This window comes from Halobaculum sp. MBLA0143, from assembly GCF_041361465.1.
In the GTDB taxonomy this organism is placed as follows: Archaea; Halobacteriota; Halobacteria; order Halobacteriales; family Haloferacaceae; genus JAHENP01.
This window is the reverse complement of the sequence record NZ_JBGKAC010000001.1, coordinates 2263692-2286868: the sequence shown is the minus strand read 5'-3', so window position 1 is coordinate 2286868 and position 23177 is coordinate 2263692. Positions and strand designations below refer to the sequence as shown.

Below are 23177 nucleotides of genomic sequence, written 5' to 3'. Positions count from 1 at the left end.
TGTAGCTTGTGGTTCAGTCGGCGGCCCGGACGTTCCGACCGACCGCGTCGCCGAACGTCTCTCCGTCGCGGCCGTCGTACACGACGCTGCCGCGGACGAGCGTCAGCTCCGGGAACACCGCTGTCCGCCCCTCGAACGGCGTCCACCCACAGTCCGTGTGGCGTCGGTCCCCCCGGACCGGCTCCGTCGCGTCCAGATCGACGAGCACCAGATCCGCGTCCGTCCCGGGCGCGACCGTTCCCTTCCGCGGGAGGCCGAAGATCTCCGCCGGGTTCGCCGCCACGAGGTCCCGGACCCGTTCGAGCGACAGCCGGTCGGCCGTCACCTCGCCCAACAGGAGCGGCAGCATCGTCTCTACGCCCGGCACACCGGAGGGTGCCTCTGCCAGCGTCGCCTCCTTCTCTGTGGTCGTGTGCGGGGCGTGGTCCGTGGCGATCACGTCCACCGTCCCGTCGCGGACTCGTTCGTACAGCGCCTCGCGGCGCGACTCCGACCGCAACGGGGGGTTCATTCGTCCGTACGTCCCGAGTCGCTCGCCGTCGTCCCGTGACAACAGGAGGTGGTGGGGCGTCACCTCGCACGTCACCCGGCGGTCGTCGGCCGCGCGGTCTGCGGCCGCGACCGCGTCGACCGCCTCCGGCGTCGAGGTGTGGGCGACGTGGACCTGGCTGTCGGCCGTCGCCGCCGACGCCAACGCCGTCTCCACGGCCGCCACCTCCGCCGCCGCCGGTCGGTACCGGCTCCACCTGTCTACCGGCGCCGCCCGCCCGACGCCGTCGCCGGCCTCGTCCAGCGCCGCCGACTCGAACTGTGTCGCGTCCTCGGCGTGGACCGTCACCGGCACGCCCGCCTCGCTGGCCCGCGCCAGCGCGCCTTCGAACAACTCTGTCTCGATCCCCATCTCCCCCGTCGAGTCCGCCAGGAACACCTCCCCCAGCGCGAACACCGGGCGGTCGAACAGACTCTCGGGGTCCCAGTCGGCCGTCACCCCGCCGTTCACCCCGTAGTCGACGAGTGACTCCCGCGCCAGCCCCGCCTTCTCGTCGAACGCCGCACCGGTCGTCGTCGGCGGCGTCGTGTTCGGCTGATCCACGACGGTCGTCACCCCGCCGGCGGCCGCCGCCCGCGACCCCGTCGCCCACGTCTCCTTGTGCGAGAACCCCGGCTCGCGGAAGTGGACGTGCACGTCCACCGCGCCCGGGAGGAGGTGTCGCCCCGCCGCGTCGATCACCGTCTCCCCGGTGTCGGCGTCCAACGACTCTGCGACCGCCGTGATCTCCCCGTCTGTCACCCGTACGTCCCGTGTCCGACCGTCCGCGAGGCTGGCGGCAGTGAACAGCATCTGTCCGGGTGTGGGGGCGGTCGGGTGGTAAATCGTGTGGTGGATCTACTGGCCTCCACATACCTTTATTTTGAACTGCGAACTTCTACAGGACGATGGCTAGTGTCTCGCTCTTTGTCAGTGCCTTGGCGGGTGCAGCCGGCGGTGTCGCCGCTCGTGTTTTACATACAGTGTACAAACAGAGCAGGCGACGAAAACAGCTCAGACGAAGTTTATACGTCGAAGTTAGAGAAAACTCCGAGCACACCGAACCGGTTGCGACGAGATTAAAAACAGTAGACCCGTCCGCCTCTAATGTCGTTCTTCCGAAAGATACGGTCACAACCACCGTGTACACATCGAATGCAGGCTCACTCGGCCTCCTCTCCCGTGACGAAAACGAAACCGTGGTGCGGTACTACTCTCGTTGCAACCAGTTCCAGCGACTTCTCGCGGCAATCGACGACTGTGAGGAGATCTCGCCTCCGAACGTAGCGTTGTTGCGCGAGACGGCTATCGAACTTCACGAGAGTAGTATCGAGGTACTGTGCGAACTGGAGTCTAACCTCTCTATAGACGAGAAACACAGCGACAACTTGGAACAGATATCGCTGGAAGACGAGCACACGACTCGACCACCGTCAGAACAGGTCAGTGTCTCTACTGATCACTAACTATCCAACAAAAAGTCAGATGTCGGCCCCATATCGACGACTGCGAGTTCGTCCTCAAGCCCGCTGTAGTGCCGGGTCAAATCCACAACTACAGTGTAGCTCTCACCAGAGAACTCAAACTCGAAATAGTGGTACTTTCCTCCTGCATCTTTTTCCAACACTTCTGAACGGTCTTTATGACCACCATTGAGATCATCTAGAACAGAGAGAACTGCGTCCTGTGCGCCCGAGTTGAGTTGACGCAAGCTCTCTTGTCCGGCGTATGTGAATTCTACCTTCACGCAACGGTTGTACGTCGCACTGGGGTCGTAAATTGCTGGCGGATGCGTATCTTAACGGCTATTGGATAGACGAAACAAACCCTCTAAACACCGACAAGGTGAAGTATCCTGTGTTACGATTGTAAGACAAGATGGAGCCACTGAACGTGCGGGTGCCAGAGCCCCTTCTAGACGAGATTGATAAAAAGGAGGAGGCGAGAGGCTTCGGAAGTCGTTCTGAGTTCGTCCGTGAACTTCTCCGTGACGGAATTGACGCCGAGCCGCGGCTAGATCACAACCAGATCCAAGCAGAAGCTACTGAGGGTGAAGAGACTCTCCCCTTAGAAGAGGTCCGAGACCGAGTAGAGGTGGACCGAATGTCTCTGGAGGCGCGAGAGACGTTCGACAGTAACGACGCTGTTGGCCGTATGATCGTTGGTGGAAACTCACTCGGAGAGGTCAGCACTCTCGTCGAGAGTGACCTCGGCACCCTTCTTGACGAGGACGACGACGCGGATATCTTAGTTGCTGGCTGCGGTGGTGGTGGCGTCAGAATCGCCAGTGAGGTCTACCAGCGCAACGACGACACGGGTCAGACAGCTATCATTGACACCGACATCACCCATCTCAACGCCAACGCTGCGGACACCCGGGCGGTGCTCGCTAAAGACAAGTTCGACGGTCAGGGCGCAGACGGTGATGTCGAGACAGTTCGCAAGGCGGTCGACAACTCACGGCCGGTAATTCGACAGATGATCGGTGACGCGGACCTTGTCTTTGTGGTTGCTGGCCTCGGCGGCGGAACGGGGACTGCGGTCGCCCCCGAACTCGCCAAGATGGCACAGGAGTCGGGTGCTGTCACGGTCTCTCTCGCTACACTTCCGTTCAGAACAGACGACTCGAAGGTGATCCGGGCTCGAAACGGACTAGAACGATTAGATGCCGTCTCTGACACTCTCGCCGTGTTGGACGCTGATCGAGTCTCTGCAGACCCGGCGGTCTCGATGAGTGAGGCATTATGTCGAATTAACAACAACATCGCCCACCTCATTTCAAGTATCTGTTTAGACATCGGTCAGTTCTACACGACAGAGAAAGCAGAGTCGTTACTGGAAAAGCTCAGCAACGGCAACCGTTCTGTTCTGCTCGACTCGACAATCGACACAGCACTTGGAGAAACCTACGATGAATTGTCTGATCGGCTACTTCAGTACACTAACGTTGACATCGAGTCTAGGCGTGCGGATCAGGCTCTCCTGACGTTTACCGCCGGCCCGGAGGTGGACTCTCCGTCCGGCCGAATCGACAGCATCATCAGTTCGATCAGTGACAGTGCACGGGAACTCGTCTGGAGTAGTCGTGTTGTGATTCAACCTGGAACAGTGGAGAAGACGGAGATTCGAGTAACAGGGTTCCTGACAGGGTTCGACATAGAACTAGACGACTTCTTTGATCGAGAGAGCGTGCCTTGTGAGGAGACTGCTTCATCTAGAACGGAATCGGAGATCGATATTCTCCCCGGAACAGGATCGTCCAGCTCTGATTCTACCAAGACAGTGGCAGACTAATTCCACCAGACCCGAGCATCGCTCCACTCACCGAGTACTTCCTGACGACGAGATCTAACCATGGTCGCTCCGTTCGCTGGCACTCGACACGACATGGCTCGCGGCTCACTGCGTTCGCCGCTCGCCTATCGAGGCCTCACTCCGTTCGGCCTCGCACCGGGCGTGACGGGAGTCACGCGAGCGACCGGAGGGAGCGAGTGTGACTACGTCACGCCCGTGAGGACGAACGAGCGAAGCGAGTGAGGACGAACGGGCGTGACGGAAGTCGAACCACGGTCGCTCCGTTCGCTAACGCTCACTCCGCTCCCTGCTTCGATCCCCGCCACCGACCGCTGTCGGTCTCGCTCCGCTCGACACGACAGCGGGCGTGGCGGGGATCGAACCCGCGATCTAGCGGTTAGGAACCGCTCGCCGTGTCCACTTGGCCACACGCCCCACAGATCTATCTCACAGCCTGGAAAACGGGACAGAAACGATCTTCGGGTGGTCTCAGCTGTTGTTGTTGTTGCTGTTGCTGCCCATCTCCGTCTCGACGAAGTCCGTGTCCGCGTCCTCGTCGTCGCCCTGCATCTCCTCGAGCTCGTCTTCGATCTCTTCACGTCCCTTCTTGAACTCGCCCATCGCCTGCCCGGTGGACCGAGCCAGCTTGGGGATCTTGTTCGCGCCGAACAACAGGACGAGCACGAGCAGGATGACGATCATCTCCGGCCCGCCCGGGATCGCCCCGAAGAGTGGTGCTGTGGGTAGCATCTCTACCACCCGATAACCCGGAGTGTATTATAGGCCTTTTGCTCAGACGCTCGTCACTCCGGTTGCGTCGGCGACGGCACCCGCGAGCACCCGCGTTGCGGCCGCACAGTCGTCCCAGTCCGTCCACTCCAACGGATTGTGGCTGATCCCGTCCCGGGAGGGAGCAAACAGGAGCGCCGCGTCCGTCGCGTCGGCGACGTGCATCGTGTCGTGTGCGGCTCCGGAGTGGAGGTCGGTCGTCTCCAGCCCGGCCTGTGCACCGGCGTCGTGTGCCGCCCGCCGGAGTCGGTCGCTCATCCCCGTCGGCGCCAGGTCGAACGGGCGTTCGAGTGTCGTCTCGACGCCACGCTCGCGTTCCACCCGCGCCAGGGTCTCCCGAACACGGTCGAGGATCCGTTCTATCGACGCCTGGCGCACGTCCCGCACGTCGATCCCGACCGTGACGGCTCCGGGGACGACGTTCGTCGCGTTCGGCGAGACGTCCAACGAGCCGACGGTGGCGACCGCCGAGGCGCTGTCCGTCGCGGTCACCTCGTTCGCCGCGCGCTCGACCGCGAGGACGAGCTCCGACGCGGCCGCGAGGGCGTCCGTCCGGCTGTCCATCGCGGTCGTCCCGGCGTGGTCCGCCTCCCCGTCGATCCGCACCTCACAGTGGGTGATCCCGGTGATTGTCGTCACGACGCCGACCGGGACCGCCGCCGACTCCAGGACGGTGTCCTGTTCGACGTGGAGCTCGAACCACGCACCCCACTCGCTCGGGTCGAGCCGACCCTCCCCCCGGAACCCGATCCCCGACAGCGCCTCCCCGAGCGTGGTGCCGTCGGCGTCCGTCAGCGCGAGCGCGTCGTCGACGCTCCGGTGGCCGACGGCGACGGACGACCCCAGCAGTCCGTCGGCGAAGCGGCTGCCCTCCTCCTCGGTGAACGAGACGACGGTGATCGGTCGCTCCGGGCGCGCGTCGGCGTCCTGGAGCGTACGCACCGCCTCCAGCCCGGCGTACACCCCCAGCGGGCCGTCGAAGATCCCGCCGTCCGGAACGGAGTCCAGGTGGCTGCCGACCGCGACCGGCGCGGCGTCGGAGTCGGCCGACGGCGGACACCAGGTGCCGGCGACGTTGCCGACGGCGTCGACCGTCACCTCGGCGTCTGCGCCCCGCAGCTGCTCGATCAGGTACTCCCGCGCCCGGCGGTTGGCGTCCGTCCCGCAGAGCACCGTGCGGGCGTGGCCCCGCTCCGTCGGGACGGCGCCGAACTCCCCGTTCCGCTCCACGTCGGCCCGCAGTCGTTCGGCGTCGACAGTGAGGTTCACGCCGTTCAGTCGGAGCGGCGAGGGCTTGGCCGTTGTGGCGGCGGTGAACGAGGCACGGCCCGTGACCGTCGTCGCTCACTCGATCCGACGGAGGAACGTCCGGAGCTCGGCGACCGCGGCGTCGGACCGGTCTCTGAACACACAGTGGCCGGCGCCGGGGACGTGGACGAGCCGACCAGCGGGGAGTTCGTCGGCGACGGCGAGATCCGCCGCCCGGGTCGACGGCTCGGCGTCGGAGTTCAACACGAGCGTCGGGGCGTCGATCTCGGCGAACGCGTCCCCGAGCGGCGGGAAGCCGTGACGGACGATCTCCGCGACCGTCGGCGAACACTCCCGGTCGGCGACCGCCAGCCGGCGTGCGAGGTCCGAGTCGCGGTCGTCGTACTCCGTGGCGATCTCGGCCACGGACTGCTCGGCGCGTGTCTCGACCCGGTCACGGACGGCGGCGGCCCGTTCGTCCGGTCCCGTCTCCGGGTCGCCGTGCAGCCCGGCCGGGTCCTCGAGGACGACCCCGCGCGGACGCTCGGAGTGGCGTGCGGCGGCCCAGGCGACCGTCGAGCCGCCCATCGAGTGGCCGACCAGCACGGGGTCGGTCACCGACAGGCCGTCCAACAGCCCGACGAGATCGGCCACTCGGTCGTCGAGCCCGTACCCGGTCTCCGGCGCCGCCGACCGGCCGTGCCCGCGGGCGTCGTACGTCACCACGGTGTAGTCGGCCGCCAGGTCGGCGACGAGCGGCGCCCAACACCGCCCCGTGTCGAACAACCCGTGTGCGAGCACCAACGGCGGCCCCTCGCCCGTCCGGTAGTACTGTAGCTCGACGCCGTTCGCCTCGACCGCGTCGGTCGTCCACCCGTCCGGGAGCGTCACGGGAGAGTCACGAGAGTACGTACTCGCGACCATCATTAAGTGAGTGGTGGGACGGCACAGCGTGGCTCGGCCGCCTCCGCCGTATCACGGCGCCGGCGGGTCGCCGTCGTAGGCGTCGTGGTCGACGTAGAAGTTGCGCATCCCGAAGCGGAGCTTCTCCGGCTCCACGTCCACGAGCTCCGAGCGTTCCGCCGGCGGGAACGCGTCCCGGACGGAGTACTGTCCCATGTCCGCGGTCGTGTAGCGCTCGTCCAGCAGGAGCCGGACGCCGTAGTCGTCGGGCGACCGGATCACCCGCCCGAGCGCCTGTCTGGTCTTCCGGACGGTGGGGATCTCGACGGCGTACTCCCAGCCGGCGTCGCGGGTCCGCTCCGCGAACGCCCGGTCGTAAGCCTCCTGGACGGCCTCCATCCGCTCGGAGAGGTGGGGGTACGGCACGCCGACGACCGCGACCGTCCGGGCGGCGTCCCCGTCGAAGCTCACCCCCTCCGCGAGTGTCCCCCACAGCGAGGTGAACAGAGCGGCGTCGTCGGCGTCGACGAACCGCCGGCGGAGCTCTTCGGCCCGGCTGCCGGCCTCGTCACGCATGAGCCGGCCCAACTCCGGGTCGCCCGACAGCAGTTCGTGGTAACGCTCCGCCTCGGCGTACGACGGGAAGAACAACAGGCTGTTGCCGGGCGTCGTCCGGACGGCGTCGGCGAGTGTGCTCGCCACCGTCTCCTGGGTGGCGGGGTCGTCGCGTTCGGACGCGAACAACGCCGGCGTGGAGACGGCGTACGTCCGCCGGTTCGCCTCGGGGTACGCGAGGTCGTACGCCAGCGTCGCCGGCGACTCCAGCCCGAGCACGTCCTCGGTCACGTCGAACGGCCGCAGCGTCGCCGACATCAACACGGAGGCGTACACCTCCGAGAACAGCTCTCCGGTCACCTGTCGCGGGATACAGGTGTACAGCTCCGCCCGGCCGTACACGTCGCCGGTGCCGCCGTCGCGCCGGACGGCCACCACGGGGTGTTGACCCAGTTCGCCGTTGTCGTCCATCCAGGCGGCGACGAAGTCGGCGGCCTGGAGGAGCTGACACTCTCGCCGGGTGGCACTGTCCCCGTTGCGGTACGCCTCCTCGTAGCGCTCGTCCAGCCGTTTGCCCAGCTGGAGCGCCAGGTCACACTCCGCGCGGATGCCGCGGCCCTCGTAGCGGTCGAGGAACGCGAGCGTGAGGTCGTCCCGGCGGTCGTCGTTGGCGACGGGGACGTCCTCCCAGTTCTCGTCGACCCGTTCGCGGGCGCCGAAGCCGAGACCGTCCTCGTACGTCTCCCGCAGCGCCTCCGTGAACGCGGTGAGGACGTTCCGGGCCGGCTCCGCCCGCGAGTCGTCCGTCTCCTCCAGTTCCTCCAGCGCCGACTCCAGCGTGTTCTCCGTCAGCGTCCGCGTGGCGTGGTCGCGGGCGGTGTCGGCGACGTTGTGGGCCTCGTCGAACACCGTCACGACCTGCTCGGGGTCACAGTCCAGCCACCGGAAGAACTGCTCGCGGATCGTCGGGTCCAGCAGGTGGTGGTAGTTGCAGACCACCAACTCCACGTTCTCCATCCCCTCCTTCAGCAGTTCGTAGCCACAGAACCCGCGTTCGCCGGCGTACTCGTAGATCTCGTCGGGTGTCCGCACGTCGTCGAACAGCCACGCGAAGAAGTCGTCCGTGTCGCCCGTGAGGTTCTGTCGGTAGTAGTCACAGACGTTCGCCGCCTCCTCGTCGATCTGGTCGTCCAACTCCTCCAACTCCTCGGCCACCGCCTCGTACGCCTCCGCGGCGTCGTCGTCACCCTCGCGCATCCGGTCTCGGAGTTCGCGGGCGCGCCGCTCCAGTCGATCACGGTCCTGCTGGTCCTCCACGAGGGTCCGGGTCGTGTCCCGTAGCGTCTGACACTCCTGGTAGTCCACGTCGATGTGACACATCGACGACTTCCCGCGGAAGACGACGGCGTCGATCGGCTCCACCTCGTTGATCGCGCGAGCGTCGGCGACGAACTGCCGCATCTGTTGGTGGACGTTCGTCGTGATGACCACCGTCCGGTCGTGTTCACGGGCGTGGTTCAGCGCCGGCACGAGCGCCGACAGCGTCTTGCCCGTTCCGGGCGCCCCTTCGAACAACACGTCCTGGCCGCGCGCGAGGGCGTTGCCGACCCGGTCCATCGCCTCCCGTTGGTTCGGGTACGGCTCCTCGTACGGGAAGAAACGGAGGTGGTCGTCTGTTGTCGCCACGCTCGGAGTTGGTTCTCCACGGTATGAATCACTGACGGCGGACGCCCGCGGGGGAGGGCGAACCGATGGATTCACGTCCCCCAGCAGGCTACGGGCGGCTATGAGCGACGGGATGAGTCGCCGTGGGTTCGTGCGGACGGCGGCGGGCGCGACGGCACTCGGTGCCGGGGCGTCGGCGCCGGCGACTGCACAGAGCAAGCAGCCCGACTTCGGCGGCTACACGGACGGCGCCAAGGGTGGGGACTACGCCGACAAGCGCGGGAGTAAGGAGGTGACGGTGAAGGTCGGCGCCGGCGGCGGCGTCGCGTTCGCGCCGACGAACCTCTGGATCGACACCGGGACGAAGGTGACGTTCGAGTGGGTCGGCAACCAGTCGCACAACGTCCTGTTCGAGGCGATGCCAGACGGTGCCGGGGTCTCCGGCCACGAGGGGCTCGAAGGGAGCGGCTTCACCCACGAGATCACCTTCGAGAGCGGAGGGCTCTACAAGTACTACTGCCAGCCCCACAAGGGCCTCGGGATGGTCGGTGGAATCGCGGTCGGCGGCGACGTCGCGACGAAGGCCGTCGAGTCGTCGAGCGGCGGGGGCGGCGGTGCCGGCGGCGCCCCGACGATCCCCGACTCCGCGAAGACGATCGGCGTCGCCGCCAGCGTGGCGATGGTGACGACGCTCGGGCTGACGTACTTCTTCGTGAAGTACGGCGGCGACTACAGTCCGCCGGAGTAGCCGTTCCGTCTACGACCGCCCGATTTATTACTGGGACCTCCGTCCCTGGACCATACGAGCACTCCCCCGCCTGACCCTCCAGTCTGCAGTCGCGTCGGGGGAGGCCACCCCCGCAGACGATGTCACCCGAGCCACACGGCCGGCGGACGGCCACGGACACGGCGCACAGTGAGACGACCGACCACAGCGCAGTCTCCCGCCGGCGACTCTTGGCGGCCGCCGGTGCCGGAGTGACCGGGCTGACGGCCGCGACGGGCACGGCCACGGCGACTCCGGGCGAACTCCGGTGGCGCGAACCGGTCCGCGGCTACGTCCGCGGCGAGGTCGCGGTCGGTGACGGCGTCGTCTGTCTCGGCAGTTCCGACGGCCGAGTCGTCGCGGTCCGGCCGGACACCGGGGAGCGTCGGTGGACGCACACCACCGGGCGGGACGTGAGCGCGACGCCCGCGGTCGCGGGCGGCACGGTGTACGTCGGCGGCGGCGAACTCGGTCCGAACGGAGACGCTGACGGGCGACTGTCCGCCGTCGACGCCGAGACGGGCGAGCGGGCGTGGCAGACGAGACTCGACGGCCCGCCCGTCGCGGCCGTCGCCGCCGCCGGCGACACGGTCTACGCCGGCACCGTGGCCGGGAGCGTCCACGCCGTCGCGGCCGACGACGGGACGGAACGCTGGCGGGCGTCGACGAGCGAGCCGGTGAACGGTGCGCCGGTCGTCGCCGACGGCCGCGTGTACGCCGTCGACCGGACGGGTGTCTGGGCGTTCGACGCCGCCGGCGACGAACTGTGGCGACTCCAGGTGTCCGACCGCCCGGCCGGGGTCAACCGGTTCGACGCCGGCGGCGTCACCGTCGTCGAGGACACGGTCTACGTCGTCGACGGGGACGGAGCGGTCGTCGCCGCCGACGCCGCGACCGGCGAGACACGGTGGCGCGCGACCGTCGGGGCGGCGGCCGTCACGCCGACGGTCGCCGGCGGCCGGCTGTTCGTGCCGACGGCAGACGACGGCGACGGGTGGTCACTCGTCGCACTCGACCCCGAGAGCGGCGACAGACGCTGGCACAGCCGGGTCGACGTAGAGCCCGTCACCCCGACGGTCGCGGGCGGGGTCGTCTGCGTCGACGGTGCCGACGGTGTCGCAGCGCTGGACGCCGGAACCGGGCGTCGCCGCCGACGCTTCCGAGCCGACTGGCACGCACACGGGCTCTTCGTCGTCGACGGGACGCTGTACGGCGTCGAGAACCGGGTCGGCCGACCGGACCGCCTCCTGGCCGCCCAGACGGAGGGGGACGCCACGAGCGCCGACTCTCGCGCGCAACTGGCGATGGGCGACGGAGCCGTCCCGGGGCCGACGGCCCGAATCCGGTCTGGCGACCCGAACCCCGAGGTCGGTGACGCCGTCCGACTCGACGCCGGCGACTCCACCGGCGGCGCGACGCCGTTGTCGTACGAGTGGTCGTTCGACGGCGAGCCCGTCGGAACCGGCCGGTCGACGGCGGTATCCTTTGACACGCCGGGAACCAAGCCCGTCCGGCTCGCGGTCACCGACGCAGACGGGGACACGGACACGGTAGTCTCGGGGGTCGATGTCGGCGTCCAGTGGACCGTCGCCGCCGGTGGCCCGGTGTACGGAGCCCCGACGGTCGTCGACGGGACGGCGTACGTCGGCGTCGCCGACACAGACGCGGGTGCGGTGCTCGCGGTCGACACGGAGACAAGTCGGATCCGGTGGCGTCGTCGGCTGGACGGCTACGTCGCCGGGGCGCCGGCGATCGCGGACGGCGTGGTGTACGCTGGCGTCGGCGGCGACGGCGACGACGGCGAACTGATCGCGTTGGACGCCGCGACCGGCGCAGTTCGGTGGCGGCTGTCCACCGGGACGATCCGGTCGTCGCCGACGGTCGCGGACGGGGTCGTCTACGCCGGCGACTACGACCACACGCTGTACGCGGTCGACGCGGCCACGGGAGAGACCCGCTGGACACTGACCCCGAAGGGGTACGGACTCACGGCGCCGACGGTCGTCGACGGGACCGTCTACGTCGGCAGCGGTCGCCCCGGGCGGCTGCTCGCCGTCGGCGCGGACGGCAGCCGTCGGTGGACGCTGGAGACGGCGGGGTGGGTCCGGGAGGCGCCGACGGTCGCGGACGGCACGGTGTACGTCGGCGACGACGGCGGCCGGCTGTCGGCGGTCGACGCCGCGACCGGCGACCGCCGGTGGACGTACGACGCCGGTAGCGGGGTGTCGGCGGCGCCGACGGTCGCGGACGGGGTCGTCTACGCCGGCAGCGAGGACGGGACGCTCCACGCGGTCGGCGCCGACGGGACGGGCGGCTGGCGGTTCCAGACCGACGGGGAGCTGTCGTCGGCGCCGACCGTCGCCGCCGACCGCGTGTACGCCGGCAGCGCCGACGGCAGCCTGTACGCCGTCTCCGTCGCCGACGGGACGCCAGTGTGGTCGTTCCAGGCCGACACACCGGTCGCGGCTCCGCCGACGGTCGCCGGCGGCGTCGTCTACGCCGCCGACGGTGCCGGCCGCGTGTACGCGATCACCGAGACACACGACGGCTCCGGACGCGGGTCGCGGGCGACGCTGGCGACGCTGGGGAGCGCCACGCCGGAGACCCGGACCCCGACCACGAGGGAGTCGCCGACCACGACCCCGACGCGGACGGCGACTGCGACGGAGCCGCGGACGGAGTCGACCGCGACACGCGCACCCGGATTAGGTGTGGTGACGGGAACTGTGGCCGTCCTCGCGGCGGTCGCCCGCCGGATCGACTCCGACGGCGACTGACACACTGTCTCGGGGCTACCGACGCGGATACCCGGACCGGGATTTTATGTAGGAAAGCACCGGAGAAATCCGTATGCTATCCCCGTTCGTCACGGTGGTCCTCCCGTCGACTGTGGGCGGACTCCTGTACGCCGTCGGGACGCTCGCGGCGTTCCGGTCGGACGAAGCGGGGACGAACAGCCTCGCTACGGCCACGCTCCTGGTCACCGCCGGTGCCACCGCGGCCGTCGTCGTCGCGGCGCCCGGCGACACGACGACGATGAGAGCGCTCGTCGGCGCCGCGACCGTGGCCGCGACCGTCCCGTGGCTCGTGTTCGTGCTCCAGTACACCGGCAACGGGGAGTTGGCCACCTGGCCCCGGGTGACGGCCGCGGCGACGCCGCCGGTCGTGTTCGCGGCCTGGACGCTCGTCAGCGCGACGGTCGGACTGCCGACCGGGCTCTCGGACTCACCGCTCGTGGCCGTCGCCGCCTCGGTCGCGGTGTTGGGGACGTTCCTGCTCGTCGTCAGCGGGAGTGCGCTCCACCTGTACAGCAGTCTCGCGTACGACAGCGTCGAGTCGTCCGCCGGGGCGGCGCTGTGGCTGCCGGTCGCGGCGCCGTTGTTGGCCGTCGCCTTCGCCAGCGCGACGCCGGCGCCGGCGTCGTCGTTGGCCGTCGCCACGCTCGTCGGCGGTGTCGCCGTCGGCGGCGGCACGACCCTGTGGGACGTGTTCGACACGACGCCCGCGGCCGGCCGGTACGGCCGCCGCCGGCTGGCCGACGAGATCACCGACCCCGTCGCGTTCCTGGACGCCGACGGCGACGTGATCGAGACGAACGACGCCTTCGACCGACAGTTCGAGGTGCAGGAGGCGGCGGCTACGGGTGACCCGCTGCCGGCCGTGATCGGCGCCACCCTCTCGGAACTCGTCGCCACGGACAGCGTCGAACTCATCACCGACGAGGGTCGCCGCCAGTTCGCCCCGCGGGTGTCACAGCTCCACGACCACCGCGACCGCGTCCGTGGCACGATCGTCGTCTTGGCCGACATCACGGACCAGAAGCTCCGCGAGCAACGGCTGGCCGTTCTCAACCGGGTCGTCCGTCACAACCTCCGCAACGAGCTGTCGGTCGTCCGCGGGTTCGCACAGGAGATCGGCAACGAGGGGGTGTCGAACGATCTGGCGGCCGACCGGATCGTGGAGGCGTCGGACAACCTCATCACGCTCGGGGAACGGGCCCGCGAGGCCGCACAGCTGTTCGACCACGACCCCGAGACCCGCGAAGTGGACCTGGGGTCGTTCGTCTCGGAGATCGCGGCCGACCTCCACGAGGAGGCGGCGAGTCTCACCGTCGAGACGAACGTCCCGCCGGACGCCCGGGTGGAGACGGACCCGGAACTGCTGTACCGCTCGCTGAGCCACCTCGCACAGAACGCGGTCGTCCACAACGACACCGACGACCCGCGGGTCGTCGTCACCGTCACGACGGACTGCGAGGGGGCGTACCCGGTCGAGGTGACGGTGCGCGACAACGGCCCGGGGATCCCGACCCACGAGTGGACGGCCATCGAGGAGGGAGAAGAGACTCCGCTGGAACACGGCAGCGGGCTGGGACTGTGGGCGGTGCGGTGGGCGGTGACGCGACTGGGTGGTGAACTCCAGTACGAGCAAAACGAGCCGCGGGGGAGTGTCGTCAGACTCCGGCTCCCGGTCGCCGACGACACCCAGTCCGGCACCGCCACCGAGCCGGTCGTCGGGGCGGCCGTCGAGCGAGCCTGACCGGCGTCAGTCGTCCGGCCGCCGCCCGTCGAGACAGTCCGCCAACGGCTCGACGATCTCGTCGACGACGGCGTACGGGTCCGTCTCGCGGTCGGCGACCCGTTCGGCGAGCCGCTCTACGCCGCCGCGGGCGGCCAACTCCCCCTCCAACAACGTCGCGGTGTCGGCCCGCAACAGCTGTCTGATCTCCTCGGCGTAGCGCGTCCGGGCGTGGGCGGCCAACTGCCCGGTGGCCTCCAGGTGGTCGCGGTGGTCGTCGACCGTCTCGATCAGCTCCTCGACCCCCTCGCCGGCGGTGGCGACCGTCTCCAACACCGTCGGCTCCCAGGCGTCTCTGTCGTCGTCACTGTCGTCGCCGTCGGCGCCGAGGTCGTCCGTCGACACCGGACCGTGGTGACCCGTGTTCAGGTTCTTCGTCGGGTCGTCGCGCATGTGGAGCATCTCCTCCAGCTCGGCGACCGTCTGTTGGGCGCCGTCGATGTCCGCCTTGTTGACGACGAACACGTCGCCGATCTCCAGGATGCCGGCCTTCAGCATCTGTACGTCGTCGCCGGATCCGGGCTGGACCAGGACACAGACGGTCTCTGCGGTCTTGACCACGTCCACCTCGTTCTGGCCGGCGCCGACCGTCTCGACGATCACGCGGTCCTTGCCGAAGGCGTCCAACGCCTTCACCGCGTCCGAGGTGGCCGTCGACAGCCCGCCGAGGCTCCCGCGGGCGGACATCGACCGGAAGAACACGTCCATGTCGCCGACGTTCGACGCCATCCGGATCCGGTCGCCCAGGACCGCGCCGCCGGTGTACGGCGAGGAGGGGTCGACCGCGATCACGCCGACCGTCTCCCCCCGGTCGCGGTACGCCTTCGCCAGCTTGTCGACCAGCGTCGACTTGCCCGCACCGGGCGAGCCGGTGATCCCGACGACGCTCGCGGCGCCGGTGTGTTCGTGGAGCCGGGAGACGATCTCTCGGTAGCCCGGTGCACGGTTCTCGATCTTGGTGATGACCCGCGCCAGCGCGCGGTGACGCCCCTCCAACAGCTCCTCGACCAGTGCGGCGTGGTCGTCGTCCGAGTCGTCCACGTCGTCGCGTTCGGGGTCTCGCCCGTCGCCGCCGCCGTCGCGGTCGGCGTCGTCCGGGTCGATCCCCTGTCCCTGGTCGGCGCTCGTCATCGGTTCTGGGGGGCGTTCGCCTCGACGAACTCGATCGTCTCCTCCATCGGCGTGCCCGGGCCGAAGATCTCGGCGACGCCCAGCCCCTTCAGCGTCTCGCGGTCCTCGTCCGGGACGATCCCGCCGACGAGAAACAGGGTGTCCTCGAAGGCGCCGTACTCCTCCAACCCGTCGACGATCTTCGGGACGAGCGTGTTGTGAGCCCCCGAGAGGATAGAGATCCCGAGGACGTCCACGTCCTCTTGGACGGCCGCCTGGACGATCTCGTCGGGCGCACGGTGGAGCCCGGAGTAGATCACCTCGAAGCCGGCGTCGCGGAACGCCCGCGCGATGACGTGTGCGCCCCGGTCGTGGCCGTCTAGCCCTACCTTGGCGATCAGACACCGGATCGTCCGCTCGCCCGGTTCTTGTTGTGTACTCATACCACGGTCTTCGTGAGCCGTCGTGTTCACTCTAACGGAGTTTCGTGTCTGAGTTGTCCCGGCCAGCTCCGGCGCCGGTCGGCGTCTGACGCCCCTCGGCCGTCCCCGTCACCTCGCCGTACGCGCGGCCGAACATGTACAGGACGGCCACCTGGACGTAGAACTGGACGATCGGGACGAGCAGGGCCCCGACGATCGTCGCCACGAGAATTACCGTGACGACGTTCAACACGACCGCCAGCGCCACCGGAGCGAGCCACGCGAGCAGATAGTCGCCGCTGAGCAACACGCGCTTCAGCCGACCGAGGTCGAACGCGGCACCCATCTGGCCGTCGACGGCCATGTTCGTCAGGGCCGCGGGGACGAGGTAGTAGACGAGGACTGACGCCACGACCGACAGCAACACGCCCAGGAGTCCGACCCCGGCCAGGAGTCCACCGGCGTCCCCGCCGACGGCCGCACCGCTCAGGATCGTTACCGCCAGGAGGACGACCAGCCCGAACGGCACCAACCCGTAGACGACCGCCACGAGCGTCGCCTTCAGTCCGGTGACGAACATCTCCCCCCAGTCGTCGAACGCCGGCGGCTCGGTCCCGCCGTGGGCGGCGTCCCCGAGCACCCGGACGGAGTAACCCAGGAGGAGGAACGCCGGCAACACGAGTACGCTGGCGAACCCGAGCACCGACCCGATCAGCAGTCGCTTGAGACCGTCGTCGCCCGACACCGGGTACGAGAGACCGTCTGTGATCATCTGCCGAACGGGGTGTCGGCAGGTAGTTAAGCGTTGCCTACACGTACTCCGCGAGGAACTCTACCACCGACCGGTACGCCTCGATCCGGTTGTCCAGCTTCCCGATCCCGTGGCCCTCGTCCTCGAAGATCAGTTTCCGAACCGGGACCCCCCGGCCGCGTAGCTCCTCGACGATCTGTTCGGCCTCGCCGACCGGCACCCGCGGGTCGTTCTCGCCGTGGAGGACGAACAGGGGGGCGTCGATCTGGTCGACGCTGTTGATCGGCGAGACGGACTCCAGGAACTCCCGGTCGTCTTCCAGCGAGCCGTACTCCGCCTCTCGGAGCGACCGCCGCCAGTCCCCGGTGTTCTCCAGGAACGTCACGAAGTTGGCGATGCCGACGATGTCCACCCCGGCGGCCCACAGCTCGGGGTACTCCGTCATCGCCGACAACACCATGAACCCGCCGTAGGAGCCGCCCATCACGGCGATCCGGTCGGGGTCGACGGAGGGGTGGTCGTGGAGCCACTCTGCGCCCGCCTTCAGGTCCTCCACGGAGTCCATCCGCTTTTCCACGTCGTCTAAGTGGCTGTACGCCCGGCCGTAGCCGGACGACCCCCGGACGTTCGGCTCGAACACGGCGTAGCCGTTCGCCAGGAAGTACTGTTTCACGCCGTCGAAGCCGGGGCGCCGTTGGCTCTCCGGCCCGCCGTGGACGTCGACCACCACCGGGAGCTCGTCGGTGGCGCCGTCCGGCGTCGAGAAGAACGCCGGCACCTCCCGGCCGTCGAACGTGGGGTAGTGGACGATATCCGGCTCGACGAACGTCTCGGTCGGGATCCCCGCGGTGCCGGCGTGGGTCCACTGCTCGGCCGCCCCGGTGTCGGCGTCGACGACGAAGCAGTTGGGGTTCACGGTGCGACCGGAGACGGTGACGGCGAACTCGTCGCCGCCCTCGTGGAAGGCGGTGCCGCCGGCGACCCCCTTCGGGAGGTCTACTTCCGCGACCGTCTCGACGGTCGTCGGGTCGCGCAGTTCACCCACCGTCAGCTCCGTGTAGCCGTCGACGTTGCGGGAGTACACCAGTCGGCCGGAGTCGTCGACCTCGACCCCGTCGACGTTCCACTCCGAGTCGGCGACCACCGTCGACAGCGTGCCGTCGTCGGGGTCGAGCCGGGCCAACTCCAGCCGGTCCGTGTCGCGGTCGGTGACGACGTAGATCGACTCGCCGTCCGGTCCCCACTCCGGGCTCTCGAAGCGCGCCTCCCCGTCGTGTGGCGTGAGGTGTCGGAACTCCCCGCTGTCGAGGTGGAGGACGTAGAGGTCTTGATCGAACGTCGCGTGTGCCTTCCCGACGAGCAGCCGGTCGTCGCTCGGGCTCCAGCCGGCGACGGACAGCCAGCCGTCCCCCTCGTGGCGGAGTTCGGCCGTCTCGCCCCGCTCGTCGCGGCCCTGGACGTACACGTCGAACACGTCGCCGGCCCGGCGGTTGGAGGCGAACGCGACTCTGTCCCCGTCGTGGCTCCAGCCCCCCCAGCGGTGTTTCGCCTCCGGCAACCCCGTCAGCTCGTGGACCCGGCCCTGCTCGGGGTCGAGTCGGTACAGTTGCGTCCGTTCGTCGCCGCCCTGGTCCATCCCGAAAGCGAGTTCGCGTCGTGTCGGCGACCAGTCGACGAACGAGACGTTCTCCTCGTAGAACGTCCGTTGGGTCGGCCACGCGCCCGGCTCCGAGACGGTCCACACCTGGTTCGTCCCGGTCGTGTCCATCAGAAACGCCAGCGTCCCGTCACGGGCCACGTCGGCGCGTCTCGCGGCTCTGATCCGGAGGTACCGCTCTACGTCGTACGCGTGGGCGGCGCCGCCGCCCGTCTCGTGTGACGACTTCTCACTCACGCAACAGGGTACTCCGCGGGGTGCCGAAAGCGTTCGGGCCGCGGCGACCGACCGACGGCGCCGGGCCGGTACCACCCGGTTTAACAACCCCCCGGGACAACCCCACTGCAGAATGCGCGTCGCGGTCGTCTCGATGTACACGCCCGCCCACCGCGACGGCCCCGCAGTTCGCCGGACCCGGCGCGTCGCCGAGGGGCTCGCGGCCCGCGGCCACGACGTGGCGTGGCTCTGTTCGCAGTGGTGGGACGGCACCGACCGGGAGTTCCGCCGCAACGACGTCCGCTACCGCGCCGTCACCCAGGGGCCGGCCGCGGGCTCGTTCCGCTCGAAGCTGCCCGTCGCCCTCCGGCGCGTCGGCGCAGACGTGGTCCACGCGGTCGCCGACCCACCGGGCCACGCCACCACCGCCGCGACGACCGGGCGCGTCCTCCGTACCCCGGTCGTCGTCGACTGGTGGGACCCGGACGACGGCTCCCGGAAGGTCGCCCGCAAGCCCACCCGCCTCACCGCCCCCTCGGAGTTCGTCCGGACGGCCGTCCGCGAACACGGTGCAGACGAGGACACCGTCCGTGTCGTCCCCGAAGGTGTCGACTACGACCTGATCCGGGCTGCCGACGTGGACGAACGCACGGACCTCGTGTACGTCCGCGACCGGATCGACCGCCACGCCAACGTCGAGGGGTTCCTGCTCGCGCTGGCGGAGCTCCGGGACCGCGACTGGCGCGCGACCGTGATCGGCGACGGTCCCGGCCGCGCGGCCGCCGAGCGCGCCGCCGCGGACCTCCGGATCGACGACCGTGTCACCTTCCTCGGTCGACTCCCCCCCGCGGAGTTCGTCCCGATCCTCAAGGGTGCTCACGTCTGTGCCCAGACCGCCACCCGCGAGCCGTTCGCGTCCGGACTCCTGTGGGCGCTGGCGTGTGGCTGTGTCGGGATCGTCCAGTACCAGGCCGGCTCCAGCGCCCACGAACTCGTCGAGAACGCCGACCGTGGCCGGCGCGTGACCGACCCGCAGGAACTGGCCGACGAGATCGTCGGCTGTCGGTCCGTCTCGCGCGAGACGATCGACGACTCGTTCACCGAGTTCGACCACGACGCCGTCCTGGATCGGTTCACAGAGGTGTACGAAGCGGCCGACGCTGCGTTCGGGCTGTTCTGAGTCCCGTGGCCCGACGAGGTCGGAGTCCCGCAGGTCTGCGGTCGGTGCCGACGGGAGACGACTCCACCGAGTAGAACGCCCGTCAGCCTCAATACCGTGTGACACCTACCCACGAGTACCCCTACCCGGGTGTGCCGTTCGGCCACGACGGGGCCGGTGGGACACCGACTCTCCACACGCACACGGACAGTTCGAGCCGAGACGGACCTCCCAGATGACGGAATCCGCGTCAGTTATCCGGGGGCGTGCAGTAGCGGTCGTATGGACGAGGCGTTACGCGACCGTGTCCGCGAGGAGGCACAGCTCCACGCGTTGTTGAACGCGGTCAAACACGACTCCGACCCGGAGGTGGGCGCCATTCTCGGCCCGCTGATGGGCGAGAACCCGGAGTTCCGGGAGCACGGCGACGAGGTGGCGGGCGTCGCCGCCCCGGCCGTCGGGGAGGTGGCGGAGATGGACGAGACGCAGCGACGCGACCGGCTCGCGGAGGTGGCGCCGGACCGGCTCGCCGAGCTGGAGGCGGACGACGAGGAAGACGACCGGGCACTCCCGGATCTGCCGAACGTCGACGACTACGACACGGTGCGGATGCGGGCGGCGCCGAACCCGAACGGACCGTGGCACCTGGGGCACGTCAGGATGCCGTCGGTCATCGGGACGTACAAGGAACGCTACGACGGGGAGTTCGTCGTCCGGTTCGACGACACGGACCCGGAGACGAAACGGCCGGATCTGGACGCCTACGACGCGATCTTGGAGGCGGTCGACTACCTCGGGTTCGAGCCGGACGAGGTGATCCGGGCGTCGGACCGGTTGGAGACGTACTACGACCACGCACGAGAGCTGATCGACCGCGGCGGCGCGTACACGTGTTCCTGCCCGGCAGAGGAGTTCCGCGGGCTGAAGGCCGACGCGGAGGCGTGTCCCCACCGGGAGAAGGGAGTCGAGACGGTTCACGAGGAGTTCGACGCGATGGTCGCCGGCGAGTACGACGCCGGCGAGATGGTGTTGCGGGTGAAGACGGACATCGAGCACAAGAACCCGGCGCTGCGGGACTTCGTCGCCTTCCGGATGATCGACACGCCGCACCCGCGCGAGGCGGCGGCGGAGTACCGGTGTTGGCCGATGCTGGACTTCCAGTCCGGAATCGACGACCACCTGACGGGCGTGAGTCACATCATCCGTGGGATCGACCTCCAGGACTCCGCCAAGCGCCAGCAGTTCGTCTACGACTACTTCGACTGGGAGTACCCCGAGGTGCTCCACTGGGGCCACGTCCAGTTCGACGAGTACGACGTGAAAGTGTCCACGTCGAGCATCGCCGAGCTGATCGACGACGGGGAGCTGACGGGCTGGGACGACCCACGAGCGCCGACGATCGCCTCGCTGCGCCGACGGGGGGTCCGCGGTCGGGCCATCGTGGACGCGATGGTGGAACTGGGGATGTCCACCTCGGACGTGGACCTGGCGATGTCGTCCGTGTACGCTCACAACCGCGACCTCGTGGACGACGAGACGGATCGGCTGTTCTTCGTCCGCGACGGCCAGCGGCTGCCGGTGACCGGCGACCACCCCGAGGCGGGCCACCCGCCGGTCCACCCGGACCACGAGGACCGCGGGACCCGCGAGATTCCGGTCGGTGACGCGGTCCTGTTGGAGCCGGACGACGTGCCCGCCGACGGCGAGCGGGTGTGGCTGAAGGGGTTCGGCTGTCTCCGCCGGGACGGCGACGGTCTCGCGTGGGACGGCCAGGACATCACAGTCGTGCGCGAAGAGGGGGTGCCGGTCGTCCACTGGGTGTCGGCCGACGACAGCGAGCCGGTCGTGATGCGGACGCCCGACGGCGACGTGACCGGTCGCGCAGAGCCGCGGCTGGTCGAGTACGAGACCGACGACCTCGTCCAGTTCGAACGGGTCGGCTTCGCCCGGATCGACGAGCCGGCCGGCGACGAGACGGCGGTCGCCTACTACGCACACCCCTGAACGCCGGGTGTCACCCGGCGGGGTGGTCCAGTTCGTACGCCCGGCCGACCGCAGGGTCGGTCACGGTCTCCGTCCGGCCGTCCGGCCACTGCACGGTGAGTCGCTCCGGCGTCGCGTCGCCGAGCCCGAAGTGTGCGACCGGCTCCATCTGACAGAGGTAGCCGGAGCCGGCACAGACGATTCGGCGGTGGCGCCACTCGTCCGTCTCCAAGACGACGGCAGCGCCGCGGGCGGGAGCGCCGGCGCTCGTCAGCGGCCGGACCCGGACGAATCGGTCGCCGGGGTCGGCGACGGCGTACAGCGACACGGGCCGGGGTTCGACTTCGCCGTGGACGACGAGCAGCTCGCGGACGCCGTCCCCGTCGAAGTCGGCGACGGCCGCGCCGGTGCCGAGCCCGCGCGGCTCGGCGGCCGGCCCGGGGTCGATCGACTCCAGTCGCGGCCCGTCGGGGGTGTCGTGGTGTCGGAACAGTCGGTTGGCCGTGCCCAGGGCGTTGACGAACAGTTCGTCGCGGCCGTCGTTGTCGAAGTCCGTCGCCACGACCGTCCGGACCCGAGAGGGCTCGGCGAACACCGCGGGCGTGCAGTCCTCGAACCACCCGCCGTCGGCACGCCAGCCGGTAGCCTCACTCACCTCGGTATCGACGCCGTCGCCCGTCTCGACACCGACGGCGTCGGCCGGCCGGAACAGTTGGTTCGGCCCCTCCCACGAGCAGACGGCCAGGAGTTCGTTCGAGAGGGTGACGCCGCGGGCGTTCACGTCCGGAGCGTCGACACCCATCTCGGCGGCCACCTCCGTGAAGTGGCCCCCCTCGTTGCGGAACAGCCGGTTCGGGCCGTTCTGGACGCCGACGAACAGGTCCGTCCGGTCGGAGACGATGGGGCCGGCCAGCAGCGACCGGCCGCGGTCGGCCACTCGGATGCCGACCTCGGCGGCCATGTCGGAGATCTCGCCGTCCTCGCCCACCTCGTAGAAGCGCGACGGTTCGCCGTGGTTGGCGACGGCGACACCGTAGCGACCGGTGCCGTAACGATCCAGCACGGCGACGGACCGCCCGGCCCGGAAGTTGTCGCGGCCGGCGTTGATCTCGCGGCCGAACAGGTCGCGCCACCGCCCGTCGGGGTCGTCTGCCGGGTCGCCGACGGGGTCCAACAACCGGTCCGTGTCGGTCGTCTCCCCCTCGTAGCTGTCCGTGTCGTGGACGTACAGTTCCTCGCGGCCGTCGGCGTCCACGTCGCCGGCGGCGACCCCGACCGCGTGACTGCCGTCGTCGGCGAGCGGCCTCGGCGCCACGTCGCGGAGTCGACCGTCTCGCCAGGTGTACAACCGGTTGGCACAGCCGTGGCCGGCGACGAACGCACACGGACCGTTCACACCCGGGGTGACCGCTACGCCGTACCCCTTGAACGCCGCCTGCGGACGTACTCTGTCGGACCGGTCGACGAACACGCGACACGGTCGGAACTGCGAGCATTTCAGCGTAAGGGTCCGAAACGACGGATCCCCGCCTTCCCGCGGGAGAGAACGTCC

Annotated in this window: 18 protein-coding genes and 1 tRNA gene; 7 read left to right on the top strand and 12 right to left on the bottom strand. The window is 69.2% G+C overall.

Annotated elements, in window-relative coordinates; translation table 11 throughout:
- Positions 1–13: 13 nt before the first annotated feature.
- Complete coding sequence (locus RYH79_RS11825) at positions 14–1342, bottom strand: dihydroorotase (RefSeq protein ID WP_370899353.1); 1329 nt, start codon at positions 1340–1342, stop codon at positions 14–16.
- Between the two features lie 95 nt (positions 1343–1437).
- Between RYH79_RS11825 and RYH79_RS11820 the strand changes: the two genes are divergently transcribed.
- Positions 1438–1995, top strand: a complete 558-nt coding sequence (locus RYH79_RS11820) for a hypothetical protein (RefSeq protein ID WP_370899351.1) — start codon at positions 1438–1440, stop codon at positions 1993–1995.
- Here RYH79_RS11820 and RYH79_RS11815 read toward each other — a convergent pair.
- A complete protein-coding gene (locus RYH79_RS11815; protein ID WP_370899349.1) occupies positions 1992–2276 on the bottom strand; it encodes a hypothetical protein in 285 nt (94 codons plus the stop codon). The two genes, RYH79_RS11820 and RYH79_RS11815, sit on opposite strands and share 4 nt — an antisense overlap.
- Before the next feature lie 131 nt (positions 2277–2407).
- On the opposite strand from RYH79_RS11815, the gene RYH79_RS11810 reads away from it, so the two are divergent.
- The gene (locus tag RYH79_RS11810; protein WP_370899347.1) at positions 2408–3823 is read left to right on the top strand and encodes a ribbon-helix-helix protein, CopG family; all 1416 of its coding nucleotides are present in this window, start codon (positions 2408–2410) and stop codon (positions 3821–3823) included.
- A gap of 362 nt (positions 3824–4185) precedes the next feature.
- Here the strand turns inward: RYH79_RS11810 and RYH79_RS11805 are convergent.
- From RYH79_RS11805 to RYH79_RS11785, 5 genes are all read right to left on the bottom strand, one after another.
- A tRNA-Arg gene (locus RYH79_RS11805) sits at positions 4186–4258 on the bottom strand.
- Positions 4259–4312: 54 nt separating this feature from the next.
- Complete coding sequence (gene tatA / locus RYH79_RS11800) at positions 4313–4573, bottom strand: twin-arginine translocase TatA/TatE family subunit (protein ID WP_370899345.1); 261 nt, start codon at positions 4571–4573, stop codon at positions 4313–4315.
- A 42-nt stretch (positions 4574–4615) separates the two neighbouring features.
- Entirely contained in the window at positions 4616–5881 is a 1266-nt protein-coding gene (locus tag RYH79_RS11795) for a Zn-dependent hydrolase (RefSeq protein ID WP_370899343.1), read from the bottom strand.
- Between the two features lie 75 nt (positions 5882–5956).
- Positions 5957–6751, bottom strand: coding sequence for an alpha/beta fold hydrolase (locus tag RYH79_RS11790; protein WP_370899341.1), 795 nt, complete (start codon positions 6749–6751; stop codon positions 5957–5959).
- Between the two features lie 84 nt (positions 6752–6835).
- Entirely contained in the window at positions 6836–9004 is a 2169-nt protein-coding gene (locus RYH79_RS11785) for an ATP-dependent DNA helicase (protein ID WP_370899339.1), read from the bottom strand.
- Positions 9005–9104: 100 nt separating this feature from the next.
- Here RYH79_RS11785 and RYH79_RS11780 point away from each other — a divergent pair, with 100 nt between their 5' ends.
- The 3 genes from RYH79_RS11780 (at position 9105) to RYH79_RS11770 (ending at position 14288) form a co-directional block, all read left to right on the top strand.
- Positions 9105–9731 carry a plastocyanin/azurin family copper-binding protein gene (locus RYH79_RS11780; RefSeq protein ID WP_370899337.1) on the top strand — a complete coding sequence of 209 codons (627 nt, stop codon included), beginning with the start codon at positions 9105–9107 and terminating at the stop codon, positions 9729–9731.
- Positions 9732–9850: 119 nt separating this feature from the next.
- Entirely contained in the window at positions 9851–12526 is a 2676-nt protein-coding gene (locus tag RYH79_RS11775; RefSeq protein ID WP_370899335.1) for an outer membrane protein assembly factor BamB family protein, read from the top strand.
- Positions 12527–12599: 73 nt separating this feature from the next.
- On the top strand, positions 12600–14288 hold the full coding sequence (locus RYH79_RS11770) for an ATP-binding protein (protein WP_370899333.1): 1689 nt from the start codon (positions 12600–12602) through the stop codon (positions 14286–14288).
- Positions 14289–14294: 6 nt separating this feature from the next.
- On the opposite strand, the gene meaB is transcribed toward RYH79_RS11770, so the two are convergent.
- The 4 genes from meaB to RYH79_RS11750 are packed head-to-tail and all read right to left on the bottom strand — an operon-like array spanning position 14295 to position 18504.
- Positions 14295–15458 carry a methylmalonyl Co-A mutase-associated GTPase MeaB gene (gene meaB, locus RYH79_RS11765; protein WP_370899331.1) on the bottom strand — a complete coding sequence of 388 codons (1164 nt, stop codon included), beginning with the start codon at positions 15456–15458 and terminating at the stop codon, positions 14295–14297.
- On the bottom strand, positions 15455–15880 hold the full coding sequence (locus RYH79_RS11760) for a cobalamin B12-binding domain-containing protein (RefSeq protein ID WP_370899329.1): 426 nt from the start codon (positions 15878–15880) through the stop codon (positions 15455–15457). Before RYH79_RS11760 ends, meaB begins: the two co-directional genes overlap by 4 nt.
- 31 nt (positions 15881–15911) lie before the next feature.
- Complete coding sequence (locus RYH79_RS11755; RefSeq protein ID WP_370899327.1) at positions 15912–16631, bottom strand: DUF4013 domain-containing protein; 720 nt, start codon at positions 16629–16631, stop codon at positions 15912–15914.
- Between the two features lie 37 nt (positions 16632–16668).
- The gene (locus RYH79_RS11750) at positions 16669–18504 is read right to left on the bottom strand and encodes a S9 family peptidase (protein WP_370899325.1); all 1836 of its coding nucleotides are present in this window, start codon (positions 18502–18504) and stop codon (positions 16669–16671) included.
- A 112-nt stretch (positions 18505–18616) separates the two neighbouring features.
- Here RYH79_RS11750 and RYH79_RS11745 point away from each other — a divergent pair, with 112 nt between their 5' ends.
- The gene (locus tag RYH79_RS11745; RefSeq protein ID WP_370899323.1) at positions 18617–19663 is read left to right on the top strand and encodes a glycosyltransferase family 4 protein; all 1047 of its coding nucleotides are present in this window, start codon (positions 18617–18619) and stop codon (positions 19661–19663) included.
- Positions 19664–19924: 261 nt separating this feature from the next.
- Complete coding sequence (locus RYH79_RS11740) at positions 19925–21646, top strand: glutamate--tRNA ligase (RefSeq protein ID WP_370899321.1); 1722 nt, start codon at positions 19925–19927, stop codon at positions 21644–21646.
- A gap of 10 nt (positions 21647–21656) precedes the next feature.
- Here RYH79_RS11740 and RYH79_RS11735 read toward each other — a convergent pair whose 3' ends face one another.
- A complete protein-coding gene (locus RYH79_RS11735) occupies positions 21657–23096 on the bottom strand; it encodes a CRTAC1 family protein (protein WP_370899319.1) in 1440 nt (479 codons plus the stop codon).
- Positions 23097–23177 lie beyond the last annotated feature (81 nt).

Bases quoted from the DNA above. Each gene is read 5' to 3' on its own strand.
- RYH79_RS11825 (WP_370899353.1), bottom strand. From the start codon at position 1,342: ATGCTGTTCACTGCCGCCAGCCTCGCGGACGGTCGGACACGGGACGTA.
- RYH79_RS11820 (WP_370899351.1), top strand. From the start codon at position 1,438: ATGGCTAGTGTCTCGCTCTTTGTCAGTGCCTTGGCGGGTGCAGCCGGC.
- RYH79_RS11755 (WP_370899327.1), bottom strand. From the start codon at position 16,631: ATGATCACAGACGGTCTCTCGTACCCGGTGTCGGGCGACGACGGTCTC.
- RYH79_RS11740 (WP_370899321.1), top strand. From the start codon at position 19,925: ATGGACGAGGCGTTACGCGACCGTGTCCGCGAGGAGGCACAGCTCCAC.
- RYH79_RS11810 (WP_370899347.1), top strand. From the start codon at position 2,408: ATGGAGCCACTGAACGTGCGGGTGCCAGAGCCCCTTCTAGACGAGATT.
- meaB (WP_370899331.1), bottom strand. From the start codon at position 15,458: ATGACGAGCGCCGACCAGGGACAGGGGATCGACCCGGACGACGCCGAC.
- RYH79_RS11745 (WP_370899323.1), top strand. From the start codon at position 18,617: ATGCGCGTCGCGGTCGTCTCGATGTACACGCCCGCCCACCGCGACGGC.
- RYH79_RS11775 (WP_370899335.1), top strand. From the start codon at position 9,851: ATGTCACCCGAGCCACACGGCCGGCGGACGGCCACGGACACGGCGCAC.
- RYH79_RS11780 (WP_370899337.1), top strand. From the start codon at position 9,105: ATGAGCGACGGGATGAGTCGCCGTGGGTTCGTGCGGACGGCGGCGGGC.
- RYH79_RS11770 (WP_370899333.1), top strand. From the start codon at position 12,600: ATGCTATCCCCGTTCGTCACGGTGGTCCTCCCGTCGACTGTGGGCGGA.
- RYH79_RS11760 (WP_370899329.1), bottom strand. From the start codon at position 15,880: ATGAGTACACAACAAGAACCGGGCGAGCGGACGATCCGGTGTCTGATC.
- tatA (WP_370899345.1), bottom strand. From the start codon at position 4,573: ATGCTACCCACAGCACCACTCTTCGGGGCGATCCCGGGCGGGCCGGAG.